The organism is Bacillus sp. m3-13 (assembly GCF_000175075.1).
Classification (GTDB): domain Bacteria; phylum Bacillota; class Bacilli; order Bacillales; family Bacillaceae_I; genus Sutcliffiella_A; species Sutcliffiella_A horikoshii_C.
In genome coordinates this window covers 307,124-330,090 of record NZ_ACPC01000009.1, presented here as the reverse complement: position 1 = coordinate 330,090, position 22,967 = coordinate 307,124, and the positions used below count along the sequence as shown (strand labels likewise).

General features: G+C 41.5%; 23 protein-coding genes. 5 read left to right on the top strand and 18 right to left on the bottom strand.

Going from position 1 to position 22,967, the window contains the following annotated elements; translation table 11 throughout:
• Nucleotides 1-9: 9 nt before the first annotated feature.
• Complete coding sequence (locus M313_RS0103840; protein ID WP_010192640.1) at nucleotides 10-516, bottom strand: GNAT family N-acetyltransferase; 507 nt, start codon at nucleotides 514-516, stop codon at nucleotides 10-12.
• Between the two features lie 191 nt (nucleotides 517-707).
• Here M313_RS0103840 and nagA point away from each other — a divergent pair, with 191 nt between their 5' ends.
• Genes nagA through M313_RS0103825 form a run of 3 tightly spaced genes read left to right on the top strand, consistent with a single transcriptional unit; the run spans nucleotide 708 to nucleotide 3,382 of the window.
• Nucleotides 708-1,898, top strand: coding sequence for an N-acetylglucosamine-6-phosphate deacetylase (nagA, locus tag M313_RS0103835; RefSeq protein WP_010192637.1), 1,191 nt, complete (start codon nucleotides 708-710; stop codon nucleotides 1,896-1,898).
• A gap of 4 nt (nucleotides 1,899-1,902) precedes the next feature.
• Nucleotides 1,903-2,637 carry a glucosamine-6-phosphate deaminase gene (gene nagB / locus M313_RS0103830; RefSeq protein WP_010192634.1) on the top strand — a complete coding sequence of 245 codons (735 nt, stop codon included), beginning with the start codon at nucleotides 1,903-1,905 and terminating at the stop codon, nucleotides 2,635-2,637.
• Nucleotides 2,638-2,656: 19 nt separating this feature from the next.
• On the top strand, nucleotides 2,657-3,382 hold the full coding sequence (locus M313_RS0103825; RefSeq protein WP_010192632.1) for a GntR family transcriptional regulator: 726 nt from the start codon (nucleotides 2,657-2,659) through the stop codon (nucleotides 3,380-3,382).
• Between the two features lie 50 nt (nucleotides 3,383-3,432).
• Here the strand turns inward: M313_RS0103825 and safA are convergent, their stop codons facing one another.
• The 7 genes from safA to spoIIP all read right to left on the bottom strand — a co-directional run bounded on the left by safA (nucleotide 3,433) and on the right by spoIIP (nucleotide 9,792).
• Nucleotides 3,433-4,053: a SafA/ExsA family spore coat assembly protein gene (safA, locus tag M313_RS0103820; protein ID WP_010192631.1), complete on the bottom strand. Its 621-nt coding sequence runs from the start codon at nucleotides 4,051-4,053 to the stop codon at nucleotides 3,433-3,435.
• Between the two features lie 146 nt (nucleotides 4,054-4,199).
• Nucleotides 4,200-4,943 (bottom strand): threonine/serine exporter family protein, encoded by a 744-nt coding sequence (locus tag M313_RS0103815; protein WP_034774241.1) that lies wholly within the window; start codon nucleotides 4,941-4,943, stop codon nucleotides 4,200-4,202.
• A 12-nt stretch (nucleotides 4,944-4,955) separates the two neighbouring features.
• Nucleotides 4,956-5,423, bottom strand: coding sequence for a threonine/serine exporter family protein (locus M313_RS0103810; protein WP_010192626.1), 468 nt, complete (start codon nucleotides 5,421-5,423; stop codon nucleotides 4,956-4,958).
• A 109-nt stretch (nucleotides 5,424-5,532) separates the two neighbouring features.
• Nucleotides 5,533-6,111 (bottom strand): YdcF family protein, encoded by a 579-nt coding sequence (locus tag M313_RS0103805; protein WP_010192624.1) that lies wholly within the window; start codon nucleotides 6,109-6,111, stop codon nucleotides 5,533-5,535.
• Nucleotides 6,112-6,548: 437 nt separating this feature from the next.
• Complete coding sequence (locus M313_RS0103795) at nucleotides 6,549-7,193, bottom strand: SDR family oxidoreductase (RefSeq protein ID WP_010192621.1); 645 nt, start codon at nucleotides 7,191-7,193, stop codon at nucleotides 6,549-6,551.
• A 131-nt stretch (nucleotides 7,194-7,324) separates the two neighbouring features.
• Nucleotides 7,325-8,122, bottom strand: a complete 798-nt coding sequence (locus M313_RS0103790; protein WP_234946533.1) for a nucleotidyltransferase family protein — start codon at nucleotides 8,120-8,122, stop codon at nucleotides 7,325-7,327.
• Between the two features lie 581 nt (nucleotides 8,123-8,703).
• Nucleotides 8,704-9,792, bottom strand: a complete 1,089-nt coding sequence (spoIIP, locus tag M313_RS0103785; protein WP_234946532.1) for a stage II sporulation protein P — start codon at nucleotides 9,790-9,792, stop codon at nucleotides 8,704-8,706.
• A gap of 512 nt (nucleotides 9,793-10,304) precedes the next feature.
• Here spoIIP and M313_RS0103780 point away from each other — a divergent pair.
• Nucleotides 10,305-11,450: a glycosyltransferase family 2 protein gene (locus tag M313_RS0103780; protein WP_029326320.1), complete on the top strand. Its 1,146-nt coding sequence runs from the start codon at nucleotides 10,305-10,307 to the stop codon at nucleotides 11,448-11,450.
• Nucleotides 11,451-11,465: 15 nt separating this feature from the next.
• On the opposite strand, the gene M313_RS0103775 is transcribed toward M313_RS0103780, so the two are convergent.
• The 4 genes from M313_RS0103775 to M313_RS0103760 form a co-directional block, all read right to left on the bottom strand.
• Entirely contained in the window at nucleotides 11,466-11,858 is a 393-nt protein-coding gene (locus M313_RS0103775) for a hypothetical protein (RefSeq protein ID WP_010192611.1), read from the bottom strand.
• 131 nt (nucleotides 11,859-11,989) lie between these two features.
• Entirely contained in the window at nucleotides 11,990-12,553 is a 564-nt protein-coding gene (locus M313_RS0103770; RefSeq protein ID WP_010192608.1) for a maltose acetyltransferase domain-containing protein, read from the bottom strand.
• Between the two features lie 34 nt (nucleotides 12,554-12,587).
• Nucleotides 12,588-13,520: a nucleoside hydrolase gene (locus tag M313_RS0103765; RefSeq protein WP_010192606.1), complete on the bottom strand. Its 933-nt coding sequence runs from the start codon at nucleotides 13,518-13,520 to the stop codon at nucleotides 12,588-12,590.
• 108 nt (nucleotides 13,521-13,628) lie between these two features.
• Nucleotides 13,629-14,555: a phosphatidate cytidylyltransferase gene (locus M313_RS0103760; RefSeq protein WP_010192603.1), complete on the bottom strand. Its 927-nt coding sequence runs from the start codon at nucleotides 14,553-14,555 to the stop codon at nucleotides 13,629-13,631.
• 106 nt (nucleotides 14,556-14,661) lie between these two features.
• Here M313_RS0103760 and M313_RS0103755 point away from each other — a divergent pair, with 106 nt between their 5' ends.
• Nucleotides 14,662-15,216 carry a C40 family peptidase gene (locus tag M313_RS0103755; protein ID WP_029326319.1) on the top strand — a complete coding sequence of 185 codons (555 nt, stop codon included), beginning with the start codon at nucleotides 14,662-14,664 and terminating at the stop codon, nucleotides 15,214-15,216.
• A gap of 37 nt (nucleotides 15,217-15,253) precedes the next feature.
• Here the strand turns inward: M313_RS0103755 and M313_RS0103750 are convergent, their stop codons facing one another.
• The 6 genes from M313_RS0103750 to ilvC form a co-directional block, all read right to left on the bottom strand.
• Nucleotides 15,254-16,219, bottom strand: coding sequence for a DUF6612 family protein (locus M313_RS0103750; RefSeq protein ID WP_010192598.1), 966 nt, complete (start codon nucleotides 16,217-16,219; stop codon nucleotides 15,254-15,256).
• Between the two features lie 780 nt (nucleotides 16,220-16,999).
• On the bottom strand, nucleotides 17,000-17,590 hold the full coding sequence (gene leuD / locus M313_RS0103745; protein ID WP_010192596.1) for a 3-isopropylmalate dehydratase small subunit: 591 nt from the start codon (nucleotides 17,588-17,590) through the stop codon (nucleotides 17,000-17,002).
• The gene (leuC, locus tag M313_RS0103740; RefSeq protein WP_010192595.1) at nucleotides 17,590-19,011 is read right to left on the bottom strand and encodes a 3-isopropylmalate dehydratase large subunit; all 1,422 of its coding nucleotides are present in this window, start codon (nucleotides 19,009-19,011) and stop codon (nucleotides 17,590-17,592) included. The genes leuD and leuC overlap by 1 nt, the downstream gene beginning before the upstream one ends.
• 183 nt (nucleotides 19,012-19,194) lie before the next feature.
• Complete coding sequence (leuB, locus tag M313_RS0103735) at nucleotides 19,195-20,286, bottom strand: 3-isopropylmalate dehydrogenase (protein WP_010192594.1); 1,092 nt, start codon at nucleotides 20,284-20,286, stop codon at nucleotides 19,195-19,197.
• Complete coding sequence (locus M313_RS0103730; RefSeq protein ID WP_010192593.1) at nucleotides 20,283-21,833, bottom strand: 2-isopropylmalate synthase; 1,551 nt, start codon at nucleotides 21,831-21,833, stop codon at nucleotides 20,283-20,285. Before M313_RS0103730 ends, leuB begins: the two co-directional genes overlap by 4 nt.
• The gene (gene ilvC, locus M313_RS0103725; protein ID WP_010192590.1) at nucleotides 21,820-22,845 is read right to left on the bottom strand and encodes a ketol-acid reductoisomerase; all 1,026 of its coding nucleotides are present in this window, start codon (nucleotides 22,843-22,845) and stop codon (nucleotides 21,820-21,822) included. Before ilvC ends, M313_RS0103730 begins: the two co-directional genes overlap by 14 nt.
• Nucleotides 22,846-22,967 lie beyond the last annotated feature (122 nt).

The window sequence follows — 22,967 nt, the reverse complement described above, 5'->3', positions numbered from 1 at the left end:
TACTTCCTCCTACTCTACTATTTTTCTCCCCATAATCACCAAATCCCTTTTTACAGAATCAAGTTCTGCGACACCCGGAAGATATCCCCATTTTTCAAATCCATATTTTTCAAACAAACGTATACTTGGTACATTATGTGCAAAAATAAATGCCAATAAATTCTCGATCTGAAGGGCTGGACATTCTTTTATCGCTTTTTCTAATAATAATGCTCCTAGTCCCTTCCCTCTCGTTTCTACGCTAAGATAAATGCTTACCTCCGCTGTTGCCTGATAGGCTGGGCGACCGTAAAAATTCTGGAAACTAATCCATGCACAAATTTGATTATCAAGTTCCACTACCTTTAATGGTCTATCATTATTATGTTTGTGAAACCATTCTTTTCTACTCTCCACTGTGACAGGAGAAGTATCCGCCGTCACCATCCTGCTTTCAATGGTGGAATTATAAATGGAAACTATCTCGGGAAGGTCTTCTATAACAGCATTTCTTAATTGAATGGATAAGTTATTCATGATGATTCACCTTTCTAGTATTCTATGCTTTTATTCTGTTAATAGTATATTATTTCATAAGAAAATTGGATAGAATAATTTTGGAATTTGCTTCACGATAGTTGTATATACCAATAAGTAAATTGGTATATACAACTAGACATATTTTTGCTAAGCTATACATATAATAAGTAGGAAAAGAGGACTTTGACATGGCTTTGCAACCAAATAGCTACGCCCTCCTCTCTATGAAGATCGTGACAGAAGAGGACCTAATCGAAAATGGATATATGATTATAAAAGAGGGAAAGATCGCTGATTTTGGCCCTCTAAACGAATACACCAATGATAATAATCTGCCCCAAATACACATATCGGAAGAGCTATATGCCGCCCCAGGCTTTATTGACCTACACATCCACGGATTAAACGGGGCAGATGTTATGGATGCAAGTACGGATTGCATCAAAAAAATGGCGAAGACTTTACCAAAAGAGGGAACCACTAGTTTTTTAGCTACTACCATAACGCAAGAAAAATCGGAACTAGTAAAAGCATTACAAAATGTAAATTCCTTTATTCCTTTTCAAAATCAGAGTGATGTTGGAAGCGAAGTATTAGGAGTGCATCTTGAAGGGCCTTTTATCAATGAAAAACGCGCCGGTGCTCAGCCACCTGCCTTTATTTTAGAACCATCTGTAGAAACATTTCGTCATTTCCAGTCCGAGTCTGGCAATCATATTAAATTGGTTACTCTCGCTCCTGAAGAAAAAAATGGTTTGGAGTTGGTCAAGCACCTTTCCGATACGGGAGTAATCGCCTCTATCGGGCATTCCGATGCTTTATATGCAGAAGTTGTGAAAGCAATAGAAGCTGGTGCAGAGCATATTACTCATTTCTTTAATGGAATGCGCGGAAGTCATCACCGTGAACCAGGCGTCGCAGGTGCCGGCCTCGCCCACCCTGAACTCTTTTTGGAAATGATTGTAGACGGCATACATGTTCATCCTGCCATGGTAAAAGCAACTTTTCTTGCTAAAGGCGTAGATCATATCCTATTGATAACCGATTCCATGAGAGCAAAATGGTTGGACGATGGAGAGTACGAGCTTGGTGGCCAGAAAGTGATAGTAGAGAATAACACCGCCCTTCTGGAAGATGGAACCCTTGCTGGAAGTGTACTAAAAATGAACGACGCTGTTAGAAACATGAAGCAATTCACCGATTGTACGATGCAAGAAGCAATCCAAATGGCAACAGCCAATCCAGCCAAGCGACTTCATGTATGGGATCAAAAAGGTAGCATTTCGATTGGCAAGGATGCAGACATTGTTATCTTAAATGAAGAAATGCAAGTGAAAATGACCTTCTGTAAAGGGATTCTGTCATATAAAGGAGAGTAAACGTATGGACATCATCACTACCCCTTCTTATGAAGCTTTAAGTAAGGAAGCGGCATCTTATGTTTCAAGAAAAGTCCAAGAAAATCCTCACATCGTACTCGGGCTCGCCACTGGAAGCACTCCTACCGGTATGTATGAACAATTGATTAAGAATCATATAACCCTGGGAACAAGCTACCGAAATGTAACCACATTTAATCTAGATGAGTATGTAGGGATGAGCAAGAAAAACCATAACAGCTACTATGCTTTTATGGAGAAACATCTTTTTCAGCACATAGACATCCAAAACGAATTTACTTTTATACCGGATGGGATGAGTGATCCACAAAAGGAATGTGGCCTATACGAGGAAAAATTAAGAAAGCATGGACCAATTGACCTTCAAATCTTGGGCTTAGGAGCTAACGGACATATCGGGTTTAACGAGCCTGGCACTCCATTTTGCAGCAGGACACATGTGGTGGAGCTGACTGACTCCACTCGCAAGGCTAATTCCCGTTTCTTCAAAGGTATAGAGGATGTTCCGACGCATGCCATCACAATGGGAATCGACTCGATTATGAATGCCAAAGAAATACTTCTGCTTGTATCCGGAGCGATCAAAAAAGAAGCCTTTGAGAAACTGTTATACGGCGAAATTTCAGAGGACTTCCCTGCCTCTATTTTGAAGAAACACCCTTGTGTAAAAATTTTAGCAGACCAATCTGCACTTGACACTTCCAGCATTATTGCATGAAAGGAGCGAACTACCCTAAATGATTGATAAAACCTCCCCTATTCCAATTTATTATCAATTGGAATCTTATATAAAAAATCAAATTGAAGCAGGATTCATTTTACCAGGTGAAAACATCCCTTCAGAAAGGGAATATGCCGAAAACTATGGTATCAGTCGTATGACTGTTAGACAGGCTATCAATTCCCTTGTTAATGAAGGACTTCTTTATAGAAAAAAAGGAAGCGGCACTTTTGTTTCGGAAAAAAAGATCGAGCAGCCCCTTCAAGGTTTGACAAGTTTTACAGAAGATATGCAAAAACGCGGCATGACCCCAACTAGTAAACTGATTCACTTTGAAGTCATTCCGGCAAACAGTTTTATCGCAAATGAATTGAAAATCAGTGAATATGCCCCTGTATATGAAATAAAGAGGATCCGCCTTGCCGACGGTGAACCAATGGCCCTTGAAACAAACTACCTTTCTGCGAACTTGGTAAAAGGCCTTACAGAAGAAAAGGTGAAAGCGTCTATTTATTCCTATGTAGAAGAGAAGCTGGGCCTGCGAATAACCCATGCCGAACAGATGATAGAATCAGTTAGAGCTACAGACGATCATGAAAAACTATTGAATATCGAGAAAGATCATCCGATGTTATATATTCAACGCAACACCTTTCTTCATGATGGCACCCCCCTTGAACTTGTTAGGTCCGTTTATAGAGGAGACCGTTATAAATTTCAGATTAAGATGGAGCGAAATTAGACATTTTCATAGAAAAGGCGGTACCTTAAGGATGAGGTACCGCCTTCGTTTTATCTGGAGATGAACATTTGAGTCCAGTAATGACCATATTGGCCGCCTTTGGCATAGCCCACTCCAATTTCTGTATATTGACTGGATAAGATATTTTTACGATGCCCTTCACTGTTCATCCAAGCATTCATGACCTCTTGTGGTGTTTGTTGCCCAGCAGCAATGTTTTCACCTGCTGATCGGTAAGAAATACCAAAGTTACGAATCATATCGAATGGAGATCCATATGTTGGTGACGTGTGGCTGAAATATTTTTTATCAATCATATCTTGAGATTTATATCTTGCAACTCTGGATAACTCCCAGTTTAGTTTCAAAGGCTTTAAACCATGCTTAGCACGTTCCTGGTTTACTAACTTAGCAACCTGCTCTTCTTGTGTTTGCCCCTCTCCTTTTTCTGGAATAGTAATTTCTTGACCTGGATAGATTAGGTCAGGGTTCTTGAGTGTAGAATTCGCTGCGATCAGTTCGGATACCCCAACCTGATATTTCACCGCGATCTTCCACATTGTATCACCGGATTGAACCGTGTGAGTAGTAGCTGCAAATGCAGCTGAATTTCCACCTAAGACTAGTGCGACAACCGACAAAGTTATGAGGACTTTCTGTAAAGTTTTCATACTATTAATCTAATATGAATTTCTCATTATGAAAACAAGTAATTATTGTAAAATAACGAAATATACTGTTAATTGCCTGTCATGACTGTAATGAGAAATATATTCCAACATTTCTGCGGGGGCTGGTTGGGGTGGTCGGTGGCAGTTCAGAGGAATACAACCGCCACACCTGCTCCGATAGCAAAAGCTGTAAAAAGCGCCTCTGCTCCTTTCGATAACCCTGAAACGAAATGCCCCACCATCAGGTCTCGGACAGCATTTGTGATAAGGAGACCAGGGACCAATGGCATAACAGAACCAATGATAATTTTATCCAACTCCATCCCAAATCCAATGGTAACCATCGCCAGAGCGACAAGACCAATGATCAATGATGCGAAAAACTCTGCAAAAAACTTAACACGTGTGTAATGTTGTATCAGTAATAATCCGGAATACCCCAAACCACCGGCAATCATTGCGGGTAGAAAATCCGTCCACACACCCTTGAACATGATTAAAAAAGAGCCGCTGACTAATGCCGCAGCGAGAATCTGATAGCTTATCGGAAAGAGAAGATGCGACTCCTCTAATTGAATCAGTGATTGATGGGCCTCTTGCACAGATAGCTCACCCGCTGCAATTTTTCGAGAGATTTGGTTGACTTGTGCCACCTTTTCTAAATCGGTGGTTCTAGAATTGATTCTGACTAACCGTGTAGGGTTATCTCCTTGAAGTGAAACGATGATTCCGGTAGGAGTAACGAAACTGTGCGTTTCTTTTATACCGTATGATGCAGCAATTCTTGTCATCGTATCCTCCACCCGGTACGTCTCCGCTCCCCCTTCCATCATAATCCTTCCGGCAAGCAGGCAGACTTCCAGAATTTTCTCCGTTTCCCGTTCTGTCATTTCCTTTGTCACCTAACTCACCTCACGTTTAACATTATTAGAAGCCCGCTTTATGATATTCATGACTACTTGCATAATTACCTCAGCAAACACCAACCCCATCGCGATGGCACCTGATATCATAAATGCCTTTGCCGCCAAAGGAATGGCTGCCAGGTAATCATTTTCTGCGATTTGCCGCATCGTATTATAGGCCAATCCCCCCGGTACAAGCGGGATGATTCCTGCCACACTGAATATAATCATCGGCATCCTGAACCGCTTCGCCATTATATGCCCCACAAGCGCCACCATAAATGACCCGACAAACGAAGCCACCACCGGGTCCACACCCGCATCGGCCAATACTATGTAAAAAATCCAGCCAATCATCCCAACCGTGCCGCAATGAATCAAAGCCCTTCTCGGTGCATTAAATAGGACCCCAAAACCAGCAGCCGCAATAAAGCTGAACCCCAACTGTGAAAGTAGATATAGCATGCTGTCACCTCTTATTTCTAGTACTGCTTATTATATAGGAAAGTGGGGATAGAAAAAACCTCCTTTTTGGGAGGAGGTTTTTGGGTTGGTGGTCGTGGGTGCTTTCGCTCTATTTATCTACAATCCAAGTCTTCGCAACAGCGAAATATTCACGCGACCATAGCTTGAATATTGCTATTTTCGGAGTCTTTCCGGCAAGTGTATGAACCTCTGCAAAGTCGAGTCTTTTTCCTATTAGGGATGCACGATACATGTGAAAATCATTGCTCACAATCGCAACAGAGGCACCGTCCTCCATTAGAGCTTTTGAATAGGACAGGTTTTCAAACGTGGTAGTCGATCGGTCTTCGAGGATGATTCTCTCCTCTTTAATGCCATGTTTTACAAAGTACCTTCTCATTGCCTCAGCTTCTGTAATATCCTCTCCTGGTCCCTGACCTCCTGATGCGATGACTTTGGTATTTGGATTCTCCTTCAGGTACTCTAGCGCTGCTTCTACCCTAAATAGGAGTGCCTTCGTCATCACTTCCCCCTTCACTCGTGCTCCAAGGACGATCAGGTAATCCACACCTTTGGGAGGTTCTTGTTTAGCAGTCTGATAGATGAGAGAGTGGACGATGATTATGTAAATTAACAGCATAACCATTGTGATTTTCATTAACGTTTTTACTCGCTTTTTAGTTATCATGTTTGTTTTTCCTTATCTGGTTTAGTTTGTCTATTAGTATAACGAAATGGGGGTGGGTTTAGTTTCAAGTTTGTTGATTTTGGTGGTCAAATTGTAGAATATATGGTTTTAGTGGTCGAAGTGGGCTTGGGAAATGTAGAAGGTAGTCCGGGAAATGTAGAAGATCCACTTTTTATGGTAGAAGGTGAGGACTAAACTGTAGAAGCTTGAACGAAGAGATTGCGTCGAGTAGAATGTTGTCCCAATATTAAGGGGCTAGTGTGGAACGGCTCGTATATTTCTGTAACGGAAAATAAATGATGGAGTTTGGAAAATATAATTGCCTTTTCGGCTCGTAAATTCCGCTAACTGAAAATAAAATCTGCAGTTTGGAAAATAAGCTGAAAATAAGACGTAAAAGACTGCCTCCTCCAAAGAGACAGTCTCGACGTTCCCTTTTATATTTTACTCACAGCTTCCTCTACGTTATCTTCTCCAGCAACGACGTCAAACGCAGCACCATACGTATTTTTAGCCCCTATTACTGCTAGCAATACCTTCGCTACATCTTCTCTAGCGATAGATCCAGGTTCAATGTTGTCTCCGATTTCCACCTTGCCGGTACCTGATTCATTCACCAATCCACCAGGTCGCACAATGGTGTAGTCCAAACCACTTGCCATTAACACCTTATCCGCATAATGTTTGGCAACATAGTATGGACGAAGGTCGTCGTTCCAATTTTCGCGATTGTCCGCTTGGAACGCGCTTACCATTACATAACGGGAAATGCCTGCTTTTTCCGCCGCTTCCACTGTTTTCGCTGCTCCATCTAAATCAATCAATAAGGTCATCTCGGATCCCGTGCTTCCTCCAGATCCTGCTGTGAATACGACTGCATCACTGCCTTTAAAAGCATTCGCTAGATCTTCCAGCGAACCTTCTAAATCCGCCAATACCGATTCAATTCCATCCTTTGCAAAACTTTCTGCCTGCTCTTCTTTCCGAACCATTGCTATAGGGGTGTATCCTTCTTCTTCTTTTAAGAAATGCACAAGTTGTTTTCCAATCTGTCCGTTTGCTCCAACTACTGTTACTTTCATCGATAACACTCTCCCTTTTCTTTTGTGTGCATTATGACAAATGCATGAAATGATAGCAAATGAACTGCTCACGGATACTATTCCCTTAATAGTAGAAAAAGCAACATGTTTGAGCACATGCTGCTTTTAATTCAAAAAACCATATCTATAATTTCATTTAACCAAGCTTGATTTACAGGTACCCCTATCCTTTCAGCAAGAACACGGTGGACCCGGGTAAACTCTTCTACCTGACTTCTAACAACATGAACCAACTTTTGCTCATCACGCATCCCAACATCCCAGGAAACTAATTGATTCATCTGCTTCTCACTCAAAGGACTCCTCGGCCCTTCAACCTTCGACCAGTCCCCAAATGAATTAGGCACTTCCCCCAATTCCACATACCAACCTATTACAATGGAATAGCTCAGAGAATTGACCATTTGAAAAGCATAATTGTACTCCCCGCGTTGGACCCGGCGATAAACTTCATGCAGATAAGCAAAGAATTTGCCTCGCCACACCTCAAATTCTTTTTCAGAAAATAGATAGTCTATTGATTGGGACTTGTCTCTTATCTGAGAGACAATTCCGTTAGGATCATGCTCAATCAAAAGATGCTTTAAATAAGGAGAAGGTTGCAAATCAGATTGCCGGTAATAAAATGTGTCCACTTTTATAAAAGAACTAAAATGAGCGATGGAATATGGTGCCCTCGGAAAATCTTCATAATATAATACATCACCCCACTTTGTTGCGCGTTCTTTTTTATTCAAACGATAAGTTTCATAGGCAGAGTCCTCCACAACAATACGGAGATCTAAATCGGAGTACAAGTCTTCATTGCCTTTAGCAAGCGAACCTCCATAGAAGAAAGCTAGAATGTCAGTATCATGAACTAAGTCTTTATATATAGCCTCTCTCAATTTCTGTCTTTCTATAGGCAAGCAAGCATCTCTTTGTTCATGTTTAGTTAAAAATCCCACACATAATAAATCATCTCCCTATTGGTTGTTGTATTTTTATTTCTACAAAAATATGTAAAAACCTTTAAAAGAGTGGGAATAACAATTTCACTCTTAACTTAGTAAAGGTGAAATTAGCCTAATTGTAGAACATTTGATATAAATGGCAGAAGGTCGAGTGGGAAATGTAGAAACTAGTCTGGGAAATGTAGAACGTCAAAAATTATAGGTAGAAGTTAAAGGTTAAGGTGTAGAAGTTAAAGGTTAAGGTGTAGAAGCATAATCGATGCTGCCACCAGAAAAGACAAATCTAGTTACCCAAACCCACTTCTAGTAAATCCAAACCTCAAACTCACTAAAAATCAAAAAAAGAGCAGAAGAATATCCTGCCCCTTCATTTCGCCATATAAAAATCCTCGAACAAAGAAATAGAAACTACAATCACCCCTGCAAAAAAGGAAGCCAAAGTAGCAATCCAATGAAAGTAATTAAAAGAAATGACTATAGCTACAAACATAACTACTAGCCAAAAAAATGTATATTTAATCTTGCTCACTCCTTTATCAAAACTCTCCCGCTTCCCTTTCTTCCCATACAATTTCACTATAAATATCTGCAAATGCCTTAATGGAGTTACGCGCTTCTTCCAAGTTGTTGTCCACCCCTCCAACTTCTAAAAGAATGGCTCGGTTTGAGAGGTCTTGATTATATAACCCGTTTCCAGTTGACTTTCCTTTAGGAATGACTCCCCTGCTCAGGCCAGGGTACTTTTTTTCAATAGCATGATGAATACTTTCGGCAAATTCCAGATTTTTTTCGTAGTTCTTATGAGCTGTCCCCACTACAAACAAAAGTCTAGCGTAGCTTTTTCCATCTATCACTTCGGTTGTCTTTTCTTTTCGTAAAGCGTCACGATGAATATCAATTAAATATTCCACATCACTATTAAACGTCATAGCTGCTTCCACGGTTTCCCTAGAATATTGGTAGGAGTGGTTGTAATTCCAACCTCTTGCAGCAAGATCCTTCGGGACATTTCTTGTATCATGATTCGCTTTTATTCCTTTATCTGCAAGTTCATTTTTAAGCATTTTTCCAACTGCTATTACATTTGCCTCGGGGTTATTGCTCGTTGCATCATCCGGTTCACTTACTCCCCTTAAAAGTGGCAGGTAAGATTCCCAACTATGAGATTGATAGATATGCACAATCGTCTCATCTATAGTCTTCTCTGGTGCGGGGGTCGGTTCCTCCTCATCCTCATCGACCAAAAGCATTTCCTCTGCAATCTCACGCTCTTTTAGGAGCACTTCCATAGGGGCCGAGGATTCAAATGGGATATCAGTATAGTCGGTTCCTTTTCCGGCAACATAGAACTGTGTATCATATGCAAAGAAGCCAGGAATTTCATTTCCCAAAAAACTTCTAATATCATAAGGTTTCAGGTTGGTTGCCAGTTCAAATGATAACTCCATGATTGGGAGCTTTGGAACCTCGACATCCTTGCCAGTTAAATAGTGATTCTGTGATTGAATGATGTTCAAATACAGTTCGGTTGACTGTACCTTCCTTAATATATTTCCTACATATTCAGAGGAGAGTTTAGTAGATAAGACGCTAGTAATGGTTGATATGACGATAAATAACAACACCAAGAATATTACGGTGTTATTAATGAATAGAAAAAAACCTGTTCGTTTTGTAGACTCTATTTTACCCTCCTCCTTTCTATCTAATTTGTATGCTTCCTTGATAGAAATTAGAAGGTGAAAAATAAAAAAGATGAACCCACAAACCGGCTCATCCCCCTCGCTTATCCCCTACTCTTGCAACCATCGCAGAAATTAGATGCACTATTAAAGTATTCCCTGCCACATGATACGCACATGGATGGGCGCACAAACTTGCTGCCGTAGATTTCATGATTGTTTTTTTAATGATAGATTTAGAAAATAGAAGAAAACAGCGACAAGTACGGTAAAGCTGAATAAAAAATATCCAGATCATCCCTAACACACCTTTTAAGCTTTTTTACTATATTCTACCATACGAAAAAAGAAAACGAGGTGATTTAATGTGAATTTCTGAATTCCTATCACACCTTACCATGTGCTATTTACATCTTCCTTCTGATAAAATACAAGAATCAACTACTGGAGGGTCCATGATGCTCTATCTAGCTATATTTACCTTTCTGTTCTGGTTTGCTGTATGGCTGGATGCGAAGATTGGTATGAGAAAAATAACAAAAATTGAAGATGTGCAAGAAAACACTAGCTTACAAAGTAGAGGTCCCCTTCTTTCCGTCATCGTCGCTGCGAAAGATGAAGAGAAGCATATAGAAGCTAGCCTGCTATCTCAATTTCAACAAACGTATGCCAATATCGAATGGATTGTCGTAAACGACCGCTCTACGGACCAGACTGGCTCCATAATTGATCGAATGGCAAAAACCGAACCGAGAATGAGATGCATCCATATTGAACATCTAAGTGAAGGGTGGCTAGGGAAAAACCACGCATTGTACGAAGGCTTCCTTCAAAGCAAAGGCGAGTACATTCTTTTTACCGACGCAGACATCATATTCGAGAAGGATACCGTCTCAAAAGCAATAACATATTTTCAAAACCAAAAACTCGACCATTTAACCCTTGCCCCCAATCTAAAAGGAAGCAGTTTCTGGACTAATGCGTTTGTTTCTTTCTTTCTGTTCGGTTTTGGCTATTTTAAAAGACCATGGAAATCCAATGACCCAAAAAGTAAATCTGCCATTGGAATCGGGGCTTTCAACCTTTTAACTAGAAATGCCTATGAGGAAATTGGTACGCATAGAAATATTAAAATGCGGCCAGATGATGACTTGATGCTTGGGAGGCAGATCAAAGAGGCCGGAAAAAAGCAACACTTGGCTCTCGCGCTCACCCACCTGCAAGTGGAATGGTATCCTGACCTGCGTTCCGCACTTGTTGGATTAGAGAAGAACACCTTTGCAGGACTTTTTTATAGTTACTTCATGGTGTTGTTTGCTATAAGTGGTTTGTTTCTCTCACAACTCTTCCCTTTTATCGCCTTGTTTGTGACGACTGGGACCACTCAACTAATTTTCTTATTAAGTATCTTGATGCTATTCCTTGCCTACAACCAAACCGCTAACAAGATGGCAAAAGGGGCAAATATTTATCTAACTGTATTCCCTGTTACTGTCTTACTTTTCATTTACAGTATTGCGCGAGCAACCATCCTCACTCTCTACAGAGGCGGCATCATTTGGAGAGGTACCTTCTACTCCATCAAACAACTTAAAAAGTGACGGTCCCCCGTCACTTTAGTAATGCCGCACAAGTAATATTAATTTTAACAACGGATATACTACAATCGCCATCGACAACTGAACGTATAAAACCATCTCCACGGAAATTCTATTCATTATTAATAGCAACACGGAACATACCACACTTGTAGCCATGAGAATGTATGCTACATGTCCACTTTTCTGATTGATTTCAGCACGCTTTCTTTTCGTGGGACGATAATGGCGCCTCATTACAGCACGGATAATTTCAGATAACCCAAGCAAAATGAAAACCACCGGGATATATTTCAATTTCCCAGAATTATGTGCTTCTACAAGCAAAAACACGCCAAACAACATAATAAGTATCGGCAAGCCAAAGGCTATAATTGGTTGATCAAATAAGGAATGCTCTTCTTTTTCCAAAACCGTCCCTCCCACCAAATACACTAGTATGTACAGTTCCAAAGCTAAACTAGAACCACTGAAAATATAGATAAACAAAAGAAGAATCGTTACATTATATGCAACGATTACTAGAAAAAATGATAGATTCTTTATATTACTTCGATTTCTTTTATAATGCGTGCTGGATTTCCTCCAACCACTACATTCGGAGGAACGTCTTTCGTCACAATGGCACCAGATGCAACAACCACGTTATCACCGATTGTTACTCCTGGATTAATTACGGCACTGCCGCCGATCCAAACATTATGACCAATTTTTACAGGAATGCCGTATTCAGAACCTTTGTTTCTTTCCACAGGATCAATAGGGTGTGTTGCGGTGTAAATATGTACGCCAGGTGCAAGCATACAGTTATCCCCAAACTCTACTTTGCACACGTCAAGAATACAGCAATCAAAGTTTGCGAAGAAGTTTTCCCCTACATGGATATTGTATCCATAGTCACATCGGAAGTTCGGTTCAAGAAAGACATTTTCTCCTGTTGATCCGAAAAGCTCCTTAAGCAGTTCGACTCTTCGGTCCCCTTCTGTTTCTGTAGTTTCATTGATTAGGCGGTTTAGCCTTCTTGCGTTGACTCTTTCCTCCATTAATTGTGGATCCCATGGTTTGTATAACTCTCCAGCAAGCATTTTTTCTTTCTCTGTAGTCACTTTTTTACCTCCTCAATTGACGAAGCTTCTCTAATTATATAGGCCTTGTTAATTTTTGAAAAATTTCTTGCAAAAAGTGCTCGTAGTCGAAGCCTAAAGCAATGTGATGTTTACTCTCATCATCCGAGTCCATATGACGGAAGTCTGCAAACGATTTGCCCCTTGTCTTCCCTTCTACCACAACATGCACTTTTTTAGCCAAGTACTGCATTCTTTGTGGATGGGCAACAGAATAGATTGTTAACAAATCATGAAAAGGGGCACCATCCATTCCAGGTACGAGTTTTGAATAGGCCTTCGCATAAAATTTTATAATCGGAATGTATATATCTTTAAATCTATTTTTACTATAGTACTCAAGGGCTTCTCCATACTCATTTGTAATGATTGCCTTTTGAGTGACATTTAGAGGCGTTAGGAAGACTTTTTTACCGTGAGATAATAATAAATTGGTTGAGGTAGGGTCTCCAAAGAAATTCGCTTCCGCTACAGGGGTAACATTCCCCGGAACCATGAAAGCTCCTCCCATAAGATGCAGTTCTTTTACCTTACCCATCACTTCCCTGTTTAATAAAAAACAAGCAGCCAAAGTGGTTGATCTGCCAAGGTCGGCAATTACTACATCTTTATTTCGGTTAATAATATCGAATACCTCACCAAGGTTATGAATTCTAAACTGGTAGGTCCCCTTTTTCACTTTAATAGGGCCGATACCATCTTCTCCATGTATCTCTGGATAGTAGTTGGCAAGTTCTCCGGAAACCGGCATCTCTGCACCATTAAATATCGGGATATCCATCCTGCCGGCCAATTGCAAAATATGGGCCGCATTATTAGCAGCAGTAATCTTATCCACATTTCCGTAACTGCACACAAGACCAAGAACTTCTATCTCAGGATGAAGCAGCGCATAGATCAAAGCAAGTGCATCATCTATTCCCGGATCACAAAAAATAAGCAGCTTCATACATCATTCCTCCTAATATCCTGTTATTGTAAAATATTAGGCAAGATGTAAAATTATGTGATTCAAAAGATGTATTTCTTTTCCCCCTTTATAAACAAGCCCTAAAACCTACATAAAATCAAAATAGTACCGGATCACGTGAAAGAAAATTGGGGCAGAATATGCTAGGCTATCCACCCTTGTCAAATAGCTTTTCTTTAAAACAGACGCTTTTTCGTCATCCCCTACTAAAAGGTCACGTTTTAAAACCGATACCGCCAAACTTCCTCCAAAACAAGCCACACTTATAATCAGACCAGATAATATGCCAAACAATTCATTTAGTGGGGTTAAATAGGCAAATAGATTATAGGAAACTCCTGTTGTCACAAAGGTGGAAATCAGAAAACCCTCCCACGTGATGTTTGGATTGGATGACGGGATAACCTTCTTTTTTCCAATATAGAGTGAAATTAAATATTGAATCACATCATGCAATTGTGTCAAAACAACCAAATATAACACTAGGTTTGCACCATATTCTGGGCTTGCAACTTGATAGAATGCTAAATGACTCAGTCCGAATACCATCAGCATCAACCCCCATTGAGTAGATGATACTGAGCGAAGAAAACCGACCGTTCCTTTCCCAAGGATCCTCGGTAAAGGCAAGAATAAAAATACGTAGACTGGTATAAAAACAATGAACATGCCATACCACCCGATATAGATCCAATAAAACTGAATGGGAATAGAGAGATACGCCCACAAAAATAATTGCCTGTCGACCTTGCGTGTTCGCAATATCGAGAAATACTCTTTTAATGAAAAAAAACATAAAAACATAAGGGCAAATAAAGATACCATTGGATGAAACAGCGTCGCAATACTAAATACTGCAAGCATCCCCCACCACGTTTTCACCCTCACCGATAAATCCGAAAAATCCTTAGACGTGGTATTTCTTTTTACTATGTAAAAGATAATATTAAACACACTTAATCCAAATGCAATAACTAATAACGTGATGACTGCCTCTTTCTCGAAAATAAACATAAGAATACCCCCTATCTACCTATTATTATGAAATTAATGGTTAATTTTGGTCAAGAGAAATTATATAATATAATGGTAGAAATTATTTTTAAAAAAGGTGTTGGGGATGATGGAAGATACATATGTTTACATATTACTTACTGATACAGGTACCTTATTTACCAAATCCATAAAAAAATATACGAAAGCACCTTATAATCATGTCTCCCTTTCCTTTGACGGTGATTTAAAGGAGTTGTACAGCTTTGGTAGAAAGCGGCCAAGCAACCCTTTTAACGGAGGCTTTGTCAGGGAAGATGTAGAGAATGGAACCTATAGAAAATATCCCGGCACCACTTGTGTTATATACAAAATGACCGTTACGCAACGGGAAGTAGAAAAAATGAGGAGAATCATTGGGGTCTTTCGAAAGAAAGAAACAAAATGGTTCTATAATCTGCTTGGTGTAATCGGCGTTTCCATCAATGAACCGGTAGAAATTGATTCCAGTTATTTCTGTTCCCAGTTCGTTTCAGATGTTCTTCACCGCTCAGGTATCAAGTTATGGGATAAACTCCCCTCTCTTGTTACCCCTGATGATTTTAGGCAAAGCGAACGGTTGGAGTGGGTATATGAGGGAAAGCTGTATGACTATGAACCTGTAAAGCTAAGAATAACGTAAAAGAAGGGAGGAACCTTTATTGGGTCCTCCCATTTTTTTAGTAGCTGCCTTGTTGTTCCATTTGTTCCATATCTTCTTGGGTAATTTCCTGTGCACTGTCTATGACTTCTTGTGGGACAGTAATTTCCCCCACTTCATCAAAGTTGCTTAATGTCGAATCCATCACTTGAATGCTTGAGATTGTTTCTCCATCCACATCCATTTCCATATCCATATTTAATAATACTTTCGTTTGATAGAAGCTTTCTTTATCAATATGAACTAAATAGCTTAATTGATTGACAGTCATCATGGAAAGCATTTCTTGCATCATTTCTCCCATGTCATCTCCCATCATTCCGCCGATCATCCCTGCCATTTCATTAAATTGTTCACCAGATCCTTCAAAGTTCAACACATAGTGGTCTTCTTCTTCCGTCATGGTGATTTCATCTGTGTAGTCTTTTAACATCTCTAACTGTTGTGCCGGATTTGTTTGCATTTCTGACATTGCATTTAACTGTGCAGTAAATTCTTCCGGCATTTTAAACCACTGTCCAGCCATGGAATCGTATAGAAAGAAACCGTCTTCTGAGAAATACGATTCATTTTCCATGCCCTCCATCATTCCATCAGCATCTTCAATAGAAGTTACCTGATACATTGCCATTGGGTTTAATGACATATCAGTTGTGGTGGTGGTGACCATCTTAATCGTATCTTCCCCTGCCATAGTAATTTCCTGATCAGAAATCATTTCCATGGAATAACTAGAAAGATCAGCCATCGCTTCTGTTGACTTTTGCAGAACTTCATCTGCAGTTAGTGCTTCTTGTTCTTCAGTTTCCTCTGATGTATCAACTTCATCTACATCTGTGGTAGAGTTTGTTGTTTCTTCGTTAGTCGTCTCTTCCGCTTCAGCATTCCCCTCAACATTTCCGTTGACCCCATTGGAAGTGTTGCCGCAAGCTGTAAGTAACATAACAGCCAAGATACTTACAAGCATCATTTTCAAAGATTTCACATAATCCTCTCCTGTTCTCTGTTGTTTTATAGACTATTTTCTTTTACCCTTATAAAGGATAAAAATAACAGTATTAACAAAAAGTTCATAAGTAAATATTTTCTAGTAAACTCTTTGTTTCTCACTTTTAGATACGAGGGGGGTTGCTAGTTGGTTTCAATAATAGGGATAATTAGTAAAATATGCCTAGTTGGACTACTTCTATTAGACATTACCTCCTCTTCAGACAGAGCTTCGGGCGTTTAGAAAGCTTCTATTAGACATTTTATCCTTTTCAGACGAAGCTTCGGGTGTTTAGGTTCTACCTAATATAATAAATTCATAAAAAAAACGGGCATGAAACGCCCAGTCTTATAAACCTTGGTTAATCATCGCTGTTCCTTTCCGCTAATGGCTTCGCTTTCCACGGGGCGACCTTGAGCCTCCTCGGCAAGCCTGCGGGGTCTCAACATTGCCGCTACTCCCCCGTAGGAGTCTTCGCCATTAGCTTCAATCCACAGCTAGAAGTTACTTGTACGATAGGTTACTTTATTTTAAGTTAACTCTTTTAGATTAACCTTTAGCTGAATGAAGTCGCCTTGTTGATTTGAGTGGAAGGCGCGAAGACGCCCGCGGGAGGAAGGGACAGGTGAGACCCCGGAAGGCGAAGCCTGAGGAGGCTCACGGACCGCCCGCAGGCAAGCGAAGCGCCCTGGAACGGAAATCAACCGAATTATATACTTTCATATCTTTCAACAAAAAACCACCGCCTTTACTCAAAAGGCGATGGTCTTCACTAATCTAGTAAACTCTTCTTGTTTGCTCATATTCATAAATCTCATCTGTATACATTTCCGTCAGGCCGATATCGTCCAGTCCTTTTAACAGCATCTGCTTTCGATACTCATCTGCCTCAAAATGATACTTCATTTCATTTTTAACACAAACCTCTTGTAACTCAAGATCTACCTCTAGTTCAAGAACGTTTTTAGATACTTTTTCAAAAAGCTCCTCCACCTCTGCTTCTTTTAATACAACCGGCAGAATTCCATTTTTAAAGCAGTTGTTATAAAAGATATCTGCAAAAGATGGTGCAATGACCACTTTGATTCCATAATCCTTCAGTGCCCATGGTGCGTGTTCACGAGAGGAACCACAACCAAAATTCTTTCGGGCCAGGAGAATGGAAGCACCTTCAATTTTCGGATCGTTCATGACAAAGGTGTCATTCTTTTCCCCATTTGCTTCAAAACGCCAATCATAAAAGAGAAATTGACCGAACCCTGTTCGTTCGATTCGCTTCAGAAATTGTTTCGGAATTATTTGATCAGTATCGACGTTGGCCTTATCTAAAGGGATTACTTTTCCGATATGATTGATGAGTGCTTCCATTAGACGACCTCCTCTTTTTCATATCGCCATTCATTCACATTGACGAATCTACCGCTAATCGCAGCAGCGGCGGCCATTGCAGGACTGACAAGATGCGTTCTGGCCCCTCTTCCTTGTCGGCCTTCAAAGTTTCTGTTGGAGGTGGAAGCACATCTTTTCCCTGCTGGGACAACATCCGGGTTCATGCTGAGACACATGCTGCAACCGGCCTCTCTCCATTCAAATCCTGCCTCTAAAAACACTTCATGAAGGCCTTCTTCTTCCGCCTGTTTTTTCACTTGTTTGGAACCTGGCACGACAAGCGCGGTTACTTGCGGTGAAACGGACCTTCCTTTTACCACTTCAGCTGCTTTACGTAAATCCTCAATACGTGAATTGGTACAGGATCCGATAAATACATAATCAATGGCGATTTCGGAAATCTTCATACCAGGGGTCAGACCCATATAGTCGATTGCTTGAGCGACAGATTTTCTTTCCCCTTCATTTTCAATGGTTGCTGGGTCCGGAACCTTTCCGCTGATACTTGTACCCATGGATGGATTTGTTCCCCATGTGACTTGCGGTTCGAGATTAGTAATGTCAAATTGGATTTCTTTATCATAAACCGCACCTTCATCTGAACGAAGCGAGTACCAATCCACTTCCGCCTTGTCGCGTTCCTCTCCGACAGGAGCATATTTCCTCCCTTTTAAATAGGAGAATGTCGTTTCATCCGGTGCCACAAGTCCAGCGCGGGCACCAGCTTCAATGGCCATATTACAGATGGTCATGCGTTCTTCCATGGACATCTCTTCAATCACTTTTCCGGTAAATTCAAGCACATAACCGGTACCAAAATCTGTACCGTACTTTGCAATCACTGCTAAGATGAGATCTTTTGCAGAGACTCCCAGTGGTCTGAGACCGGTAAAATCAATCTTTAATGTTTTCGGTTTTGATTGCCACAAGCATTGTGTGGCAAGGACATGCTCAACTTCGCTTGTACCAATTCCAAATGCCAAAGCACCAAAAGCTCCATGGGTGGAGGTATGGCTGTCACCGCAAACGATTGTTTTTCCTGGTAATGTTAAGCCTAGTTCAGGTCCGATTACATGGACAATACCTTGTTCTGCACTGTGAAGGTCTGCGAGTCTAATTCCAAACTCTTTGCAGTTTGCTTCTAGTGTGGTCATTTGTTTGGAGGCAATTTCGTCTGTCACATGGTATGGGTTGATGGTTGGGACATTGTGGTCCATGGTTGCGAATGTTAGGTCTGGTTGTCTTACTTTTCTTCCTGATAGACGTAGTCCCTCGAATGCTTGAGGAGAGGTGACTTCGTGCACCAAGTGGAGGTCAATGTACAACAGGCTTGGTTTGCTTTCCTCTTTTACTACTGTATGACGATCCCAGATTTTCTCGAATAGTGTTCTTGGCTGCATGTCACTCACCTTCCGAAATTTTAATTTTCCTACTTAACACCGCTGTCGATTTCCGCACTGGGCTTCGCTTTCCGCGGGGCGTGTGCTTGAGCCTCCTCACTTCGTTGCGGGGTCTCAAGCTACCGCTACCTCCCGCCGGAGTCTTCGCCCATTGCTCCAATCGACAGCTAGGTTAATTAGTTATCAGCTCTTAATTGGTGATCTCAGGTAGCTTCTTACGACTTCTCCCATTTGGGCGGTGCCGAGGAGGCGTTCCCATTCTGAGCCGATGTCTTGGGTGCGGTAGCCTTCTTCTAGTGCGAGGTCTACAGCTCGTTCGACAGAGGCCGCTTCTTCTTCTAAGCCTAGGGAGTGCCTTAGAAGCATAGCGGCTGACAGGATGGTAGCTAATGGATTGGCTACATTCTTGCCGGCAATATCAGGAGCAGAACCGTGGATAGGTTCGTATAGGCCTGGACCGCCTACCCCGAGACTTGCTGACGGCAACATCCCGAGTGAGCCTGTCAGCATAGAAGCTTCATCACTTAAAATGTCTCCAAACATATTTTCAGTCACGATTACGTCAAATTGTCTTGGGTTTCTGACTAATTGCATGGCCGCATTGTCCACTAGCATGTGATCTAATTGGACATCTGGGTATTCTTTCGCGACCCGGTTGGCCGTTTCCCTCCAAAGCCTGCTGCTTTCTAATACATTAGCCTTGTCAACAGAGGTAAGTTTTTTCTTCCTTCCTTGCGCGACATCAAAACCTTTTCGGATGATACGTTCCATTTCTTTTTCTGTATAGTGAAGCGTGTCTATTACCTCTAGCCCATCCCTTCCTTGTCTTCTTTCACGTGGAGAGCCAAAATAAATGCCGCCTGTCAGTTCCCTGACTATTAAAATATCAGTATCAAGAACTACTTCTCTTTTTAGTGGAGATGCATGGATAAGTGATTCAAACAAGGTGACAGGACGAAGGTTCGCGTAAAGCTTCAAGGCCTTGCGAATCCCGAGCAAACCAGCTTCCGGCCTTCTTTCAGGGGTTTCTTGATCCCATTTTGGTCCGCCAACCGCTCCTAAAAGGACCGCGTGGCTGTTTTTACATAATTCCACCGTCTCTTGTGGAAGAGGAGTTCCTGTCTCATCGACAGCAACTCCCCCTACCTTGCCATAGTTAAATGTAAATGTATGTTGAAAATTCTTGGCCACCTGCTCTAATATAAGGATCGCTTCCCTTACCACTTCCGGGCCGATACCGTCACCAGGCAGGACACTAATGGTAAACTGGCTCATCCTACCTCCACCCCTTTTGCTGAGTATCTTGATAATTTTTCTTTTATCGATAAGCGATTGACTGCATCCAGATAAGCTTTTGCAGAAGCTTCTAACACATCATGCTCTATTCCTCTACCGCTTGAAACTTCACCTTCGCAGTTTATTTTCACATACACCTCTGCAAGCGCATCACTACCATTTGTCGTAGATTGAATGCGATAGTCAAGCAACGATATTTCTTTTTGCAGGATTCTAGAAATGGTATTGTATACAGATTCGACGCTGCCTTTACCTGTAGCGGATTCTTGTAGTACTTCTCCGTCCTCCGTTTTAATGGCAATGGTTGTTGTCGGAATAATATTGGAACCATATGAGATTTGTAGGGTTTCCATTCGGTAATGCGGGAAAAGTCCCTTCACGGAAGAATCCATCATCAAGGCAAAAATATCGTCCTCGGTAACTTCTTTCTTTTTCACTGTAAGATCTTTGAATGCTTTAAACAGCTTTTTTCCTTCTTCTTCACTTAAAAATAATCCAAGTTCCTCGCATCGTTGCTTGAAGGCATGACTGCCGGAGTGCTTGCCAAGGACCATTTTATTGGAGTGTAAACCGACCATCTCTGGATTGATCACTTCATAGGTACTCTTGTTTTTCAGCACCCCATCCTGGTGGATTCCTGATTCATGTGCAAAGGCGTTTGCCCCAACAACCGCTTTATTTTGTGGAACAATCATGCCGGTCAGTTTGCTGACAAGATTGCTTGTTCTGACCGTTTGTTTTAAATCAATATTCGTTTCCACCTCGTACACGTCTTTTCTTATTTGAAGGGCAACGATAATTTCTTCCAAGGAAGCATTTCCTGCACGTTCGCCGATTCCATTGATGGTTCCCTCAATCTGATCGACCCCGCTTTGGATGGCTGCGAGTGAGTTGGAAACGGCCATTCCAAGGTCATCATGGCAATGGGCTGAGAGTTTTACTTTATGGATATTCGGCACATGTTCGCGAATATATGTGATTAGTTGAGCATATTCAAGGGGAGTCGTGTATCCTACCGTATCAGGAAGGTTGATGACATTTGCTCCGGCATCAATGACCTTTTCAATAATATGAGCTAAGAACGGCCATTCGCTTCTTGTTGCGTCTTCAGCAGACCATTGCACATGGTCGAAATATTGTTTTGCATATTCGACTGCCTGAACAGCTGCCTCCACTACTTCTTTCGGCTTTTTCTTTAACTTATACTCCATATGAATGGGGGAGGTTGCCAAGAATACGTGAACGCCATTCTTTTTAGCATCCTTCACCGCTTCATAGACGGCATCAATATCTGATTTTACGGAACGGGCGAGACCTACCACTCTTGACTTTTTGATGGTTCTGGCTATTTGCTGGACTGCTTGGAAGTCCCCGTAGGAGGAAGCAGGAAACCCTGCCTCCATGACATCTACACCGTATTTTTCTAACTGGATGGCTATTTCTAATTTCTCGTGGGGGTGAAGATTCACTCCGGCTGACTGTTCACCGTCTCTTAGTGTTGTATCAAATATGTCAACCTTTCGCACTGCCAACGACTCCTTTCTTCTTCGATTGGATGAATGGCATTTTCGCGCGGAGCTCCCTTCCTACCACTTCGAGTGGGTGATGTTTTTCTTGTTCATTGATGGAGTGGAACATTGGGCGGTTTGCCTGGTTTTCAAGCACCCATCCTTTTGCGAATTGACCGGATTGGATTTCCGAAAGGATTTTTCTCATTTCATCCTTTGTTCCGTCGTTTACCACTCGTGGTCCTGCGGTAAAATCACCCCACTGAGCAGTGTCTGAGATAGAGTAGCGCATTCCCTCTAATCCATTTTCATATAAAAGATCTACGATAAGTTTAAGTTCATGTAAACACTCGAAGTAAGCAACTTCCGGTTGGTAACCTGCTTCCACCAACGTTTCAAATCCTGCTTTTACTAGAGCAGTTGTTCCACCGCACAGTACTGCTTGTTCTCCGAATAAATCTGTTTCTGTTTCTTCTTTAAATGTGGTTTCCATCACTGCTGCTCTTCCTGCACCTACCGCTTTACTATAGGCCAATGCAACTTCTTTTGCTTCCCCTGATGCATTTTGATGGACGGCAAAGAGTGCAGGTACCCCGCCACCTTCTTCATATACACGTCTCACTAAGTGGCCAGGCCCTTTTGGTGCGACTAAGAATACATCCACGTCTTTTGGAGGGACTACCTGATGGAAATGGACATTGAACCCGTGGGCAAATGCCAATGCTTTCCCTTCTGTTAGATGTGGTTCGATTTCTTGTTTGTATACTTCGGGCTGCCTTTCGTCAGGTAGCAATACCATTACAACGTCTGCCTGGGCAACTGCTTCTCCCACGGAGTATACTTGGAATCCGTCTTCTTTTGCTTTTTCCCAGGATCCGCCGGGTCGAACACCTACTACTACTTCTACTCCGCTGTCACGTAGATTTTGTGCGTGGGCATGGCCTTGTGATCCATATCCTACTACTGCTACCTTTTTGCCGTTTAGTGCTACTTGGGAGATATCGTCGTTATAATACATGTGTGCTGCCATTTGAAATTCCTCCTTGAAAATATCAGTATTTGAATGAACTCCCGAGGACCTTCGTTTCAGGTGTTCGCTTTCCGCGGGACGGTGCTTGAGCCTCCTCACAACGCTTCAGGGGTCTCAACCTA

Excerpts from the sequence above, each read along its gene's own strand:
- M313_RS0103810 (WP_010192626.1), bottom strand. The coding sequence starts at position 5,423 with ATGCTATATCTACTTTCACAGTTGGGGTTCAGCTTTATTGCGGCTGCT.
- leuC (WP_010192595.1), bottom strand. The coding sequence starts at position 19,011 with ATGCAGCCAAGAACACTATTCGAGAAAATCTGGGATCGTCATACAGTA.
- M313_RS0103805 (WP_010192624.1), bottom strand. The coding sequence starts at position 6,111 with ATGATAACTAAAAAGCGAGTAAAAACGTTAATGAAAATCACAATGGTT.
- M313_RS0103840 (WP_010192640.1), bottom strand. The coding sequence starts at position 516 with ATGAATAACTTATCCATTCAATTAAGAAATGCTGTTATAGAAGACCTT.
- safA (WP_010192631.1), bottom strand. The coding sequence starts at position 4,053 with ATGAAAACTTTACAGAAAGTCCTCATAACTTTGTCGGTTGTCGCACTA.
- nagA (WP_010192637.1), top strand. The coding sequence starts at position 708 with ATGGCTTTGCAACCAAATAGCTACGCCCTCCTCTCTATGAAGATCGTG.
- nagB (WP_010192634.1), top strand. The coding sequence starts at position 1,903 with ATGGACATCATCACTACCCCTTCTTATGAAGCTTTAAGTAAGGAAGCG.
- ilvC (WP_010192590.1), bottom strand. The coding sequence starts at position 22,845 with ATGGCAGCACACATGTATTATAACGACGATATCTCCCAAGTAGCACTA.
- M313_RS0103755 (WP_029326319.1), top strand. The coding sequence starts at position 14,662 with ATGATGGAAGATACATATGTTTACATATTACTTACTGATACAGGTACC.
- M313_RS0103825 (WP_010192632.1), top strand. The coding sequence starts at position 2,657 with ATGATTGATAAAACCTCCCCTATTCCAATTTATTATCAATTGGAATCT.
- M313_RS0103765 (WP_010192606.1), bottom strand. The coding sequence starts at position 13,520 with ATGAAGCTGCTTATTTTTTGTGATCCGGGAATAGATGATGCACTTGCT.
- leuB (WP_010192594.1), bottom strand. The coding sequence starts at position 20,286 with ATGAGCCAGTTTACCATTAGTGTCCTGCCTGGTGACGGTATCGGCCCG.
- M313_RS0103815 (WP_034774241.1), bottom strand. The coding sequence starts at position 4,943 with ATGACAGAACGGGAAACGGAGAAAATTCTGGAAGTCTGCCTGCTTGCC.
- M313_RS0103780 (WP_029326320.1), top strand. The coding sequence starts at position 10,305 with ATGATGCTCTATCTAGCTATATTTACCTTTCTGTTCTGGTTTGCTGTA.
- M313_RS0103760 (WP_010192603.1), bottom strand. The coding sequence starts at position 14,555 with ATGTTTATTTTCGAGAAAGAGGCAGTCATCACGTTATTAGTTATTGCA.
- M313_RS0103795 (WP_010192621.1), bottom strand. The coding sequence starts at position 7,193 with ATGAAAGTAACAGTAGTTGGAGCAAACGGACAGATTGGAAAACAACTT.
- leuD (WP_010192596.1), bottom strand. The coding sequence starts at position 17,590 with ATGGAAGCACTCATCAATCATATCGGAAAAGTAATCCCTTTAGATAAG.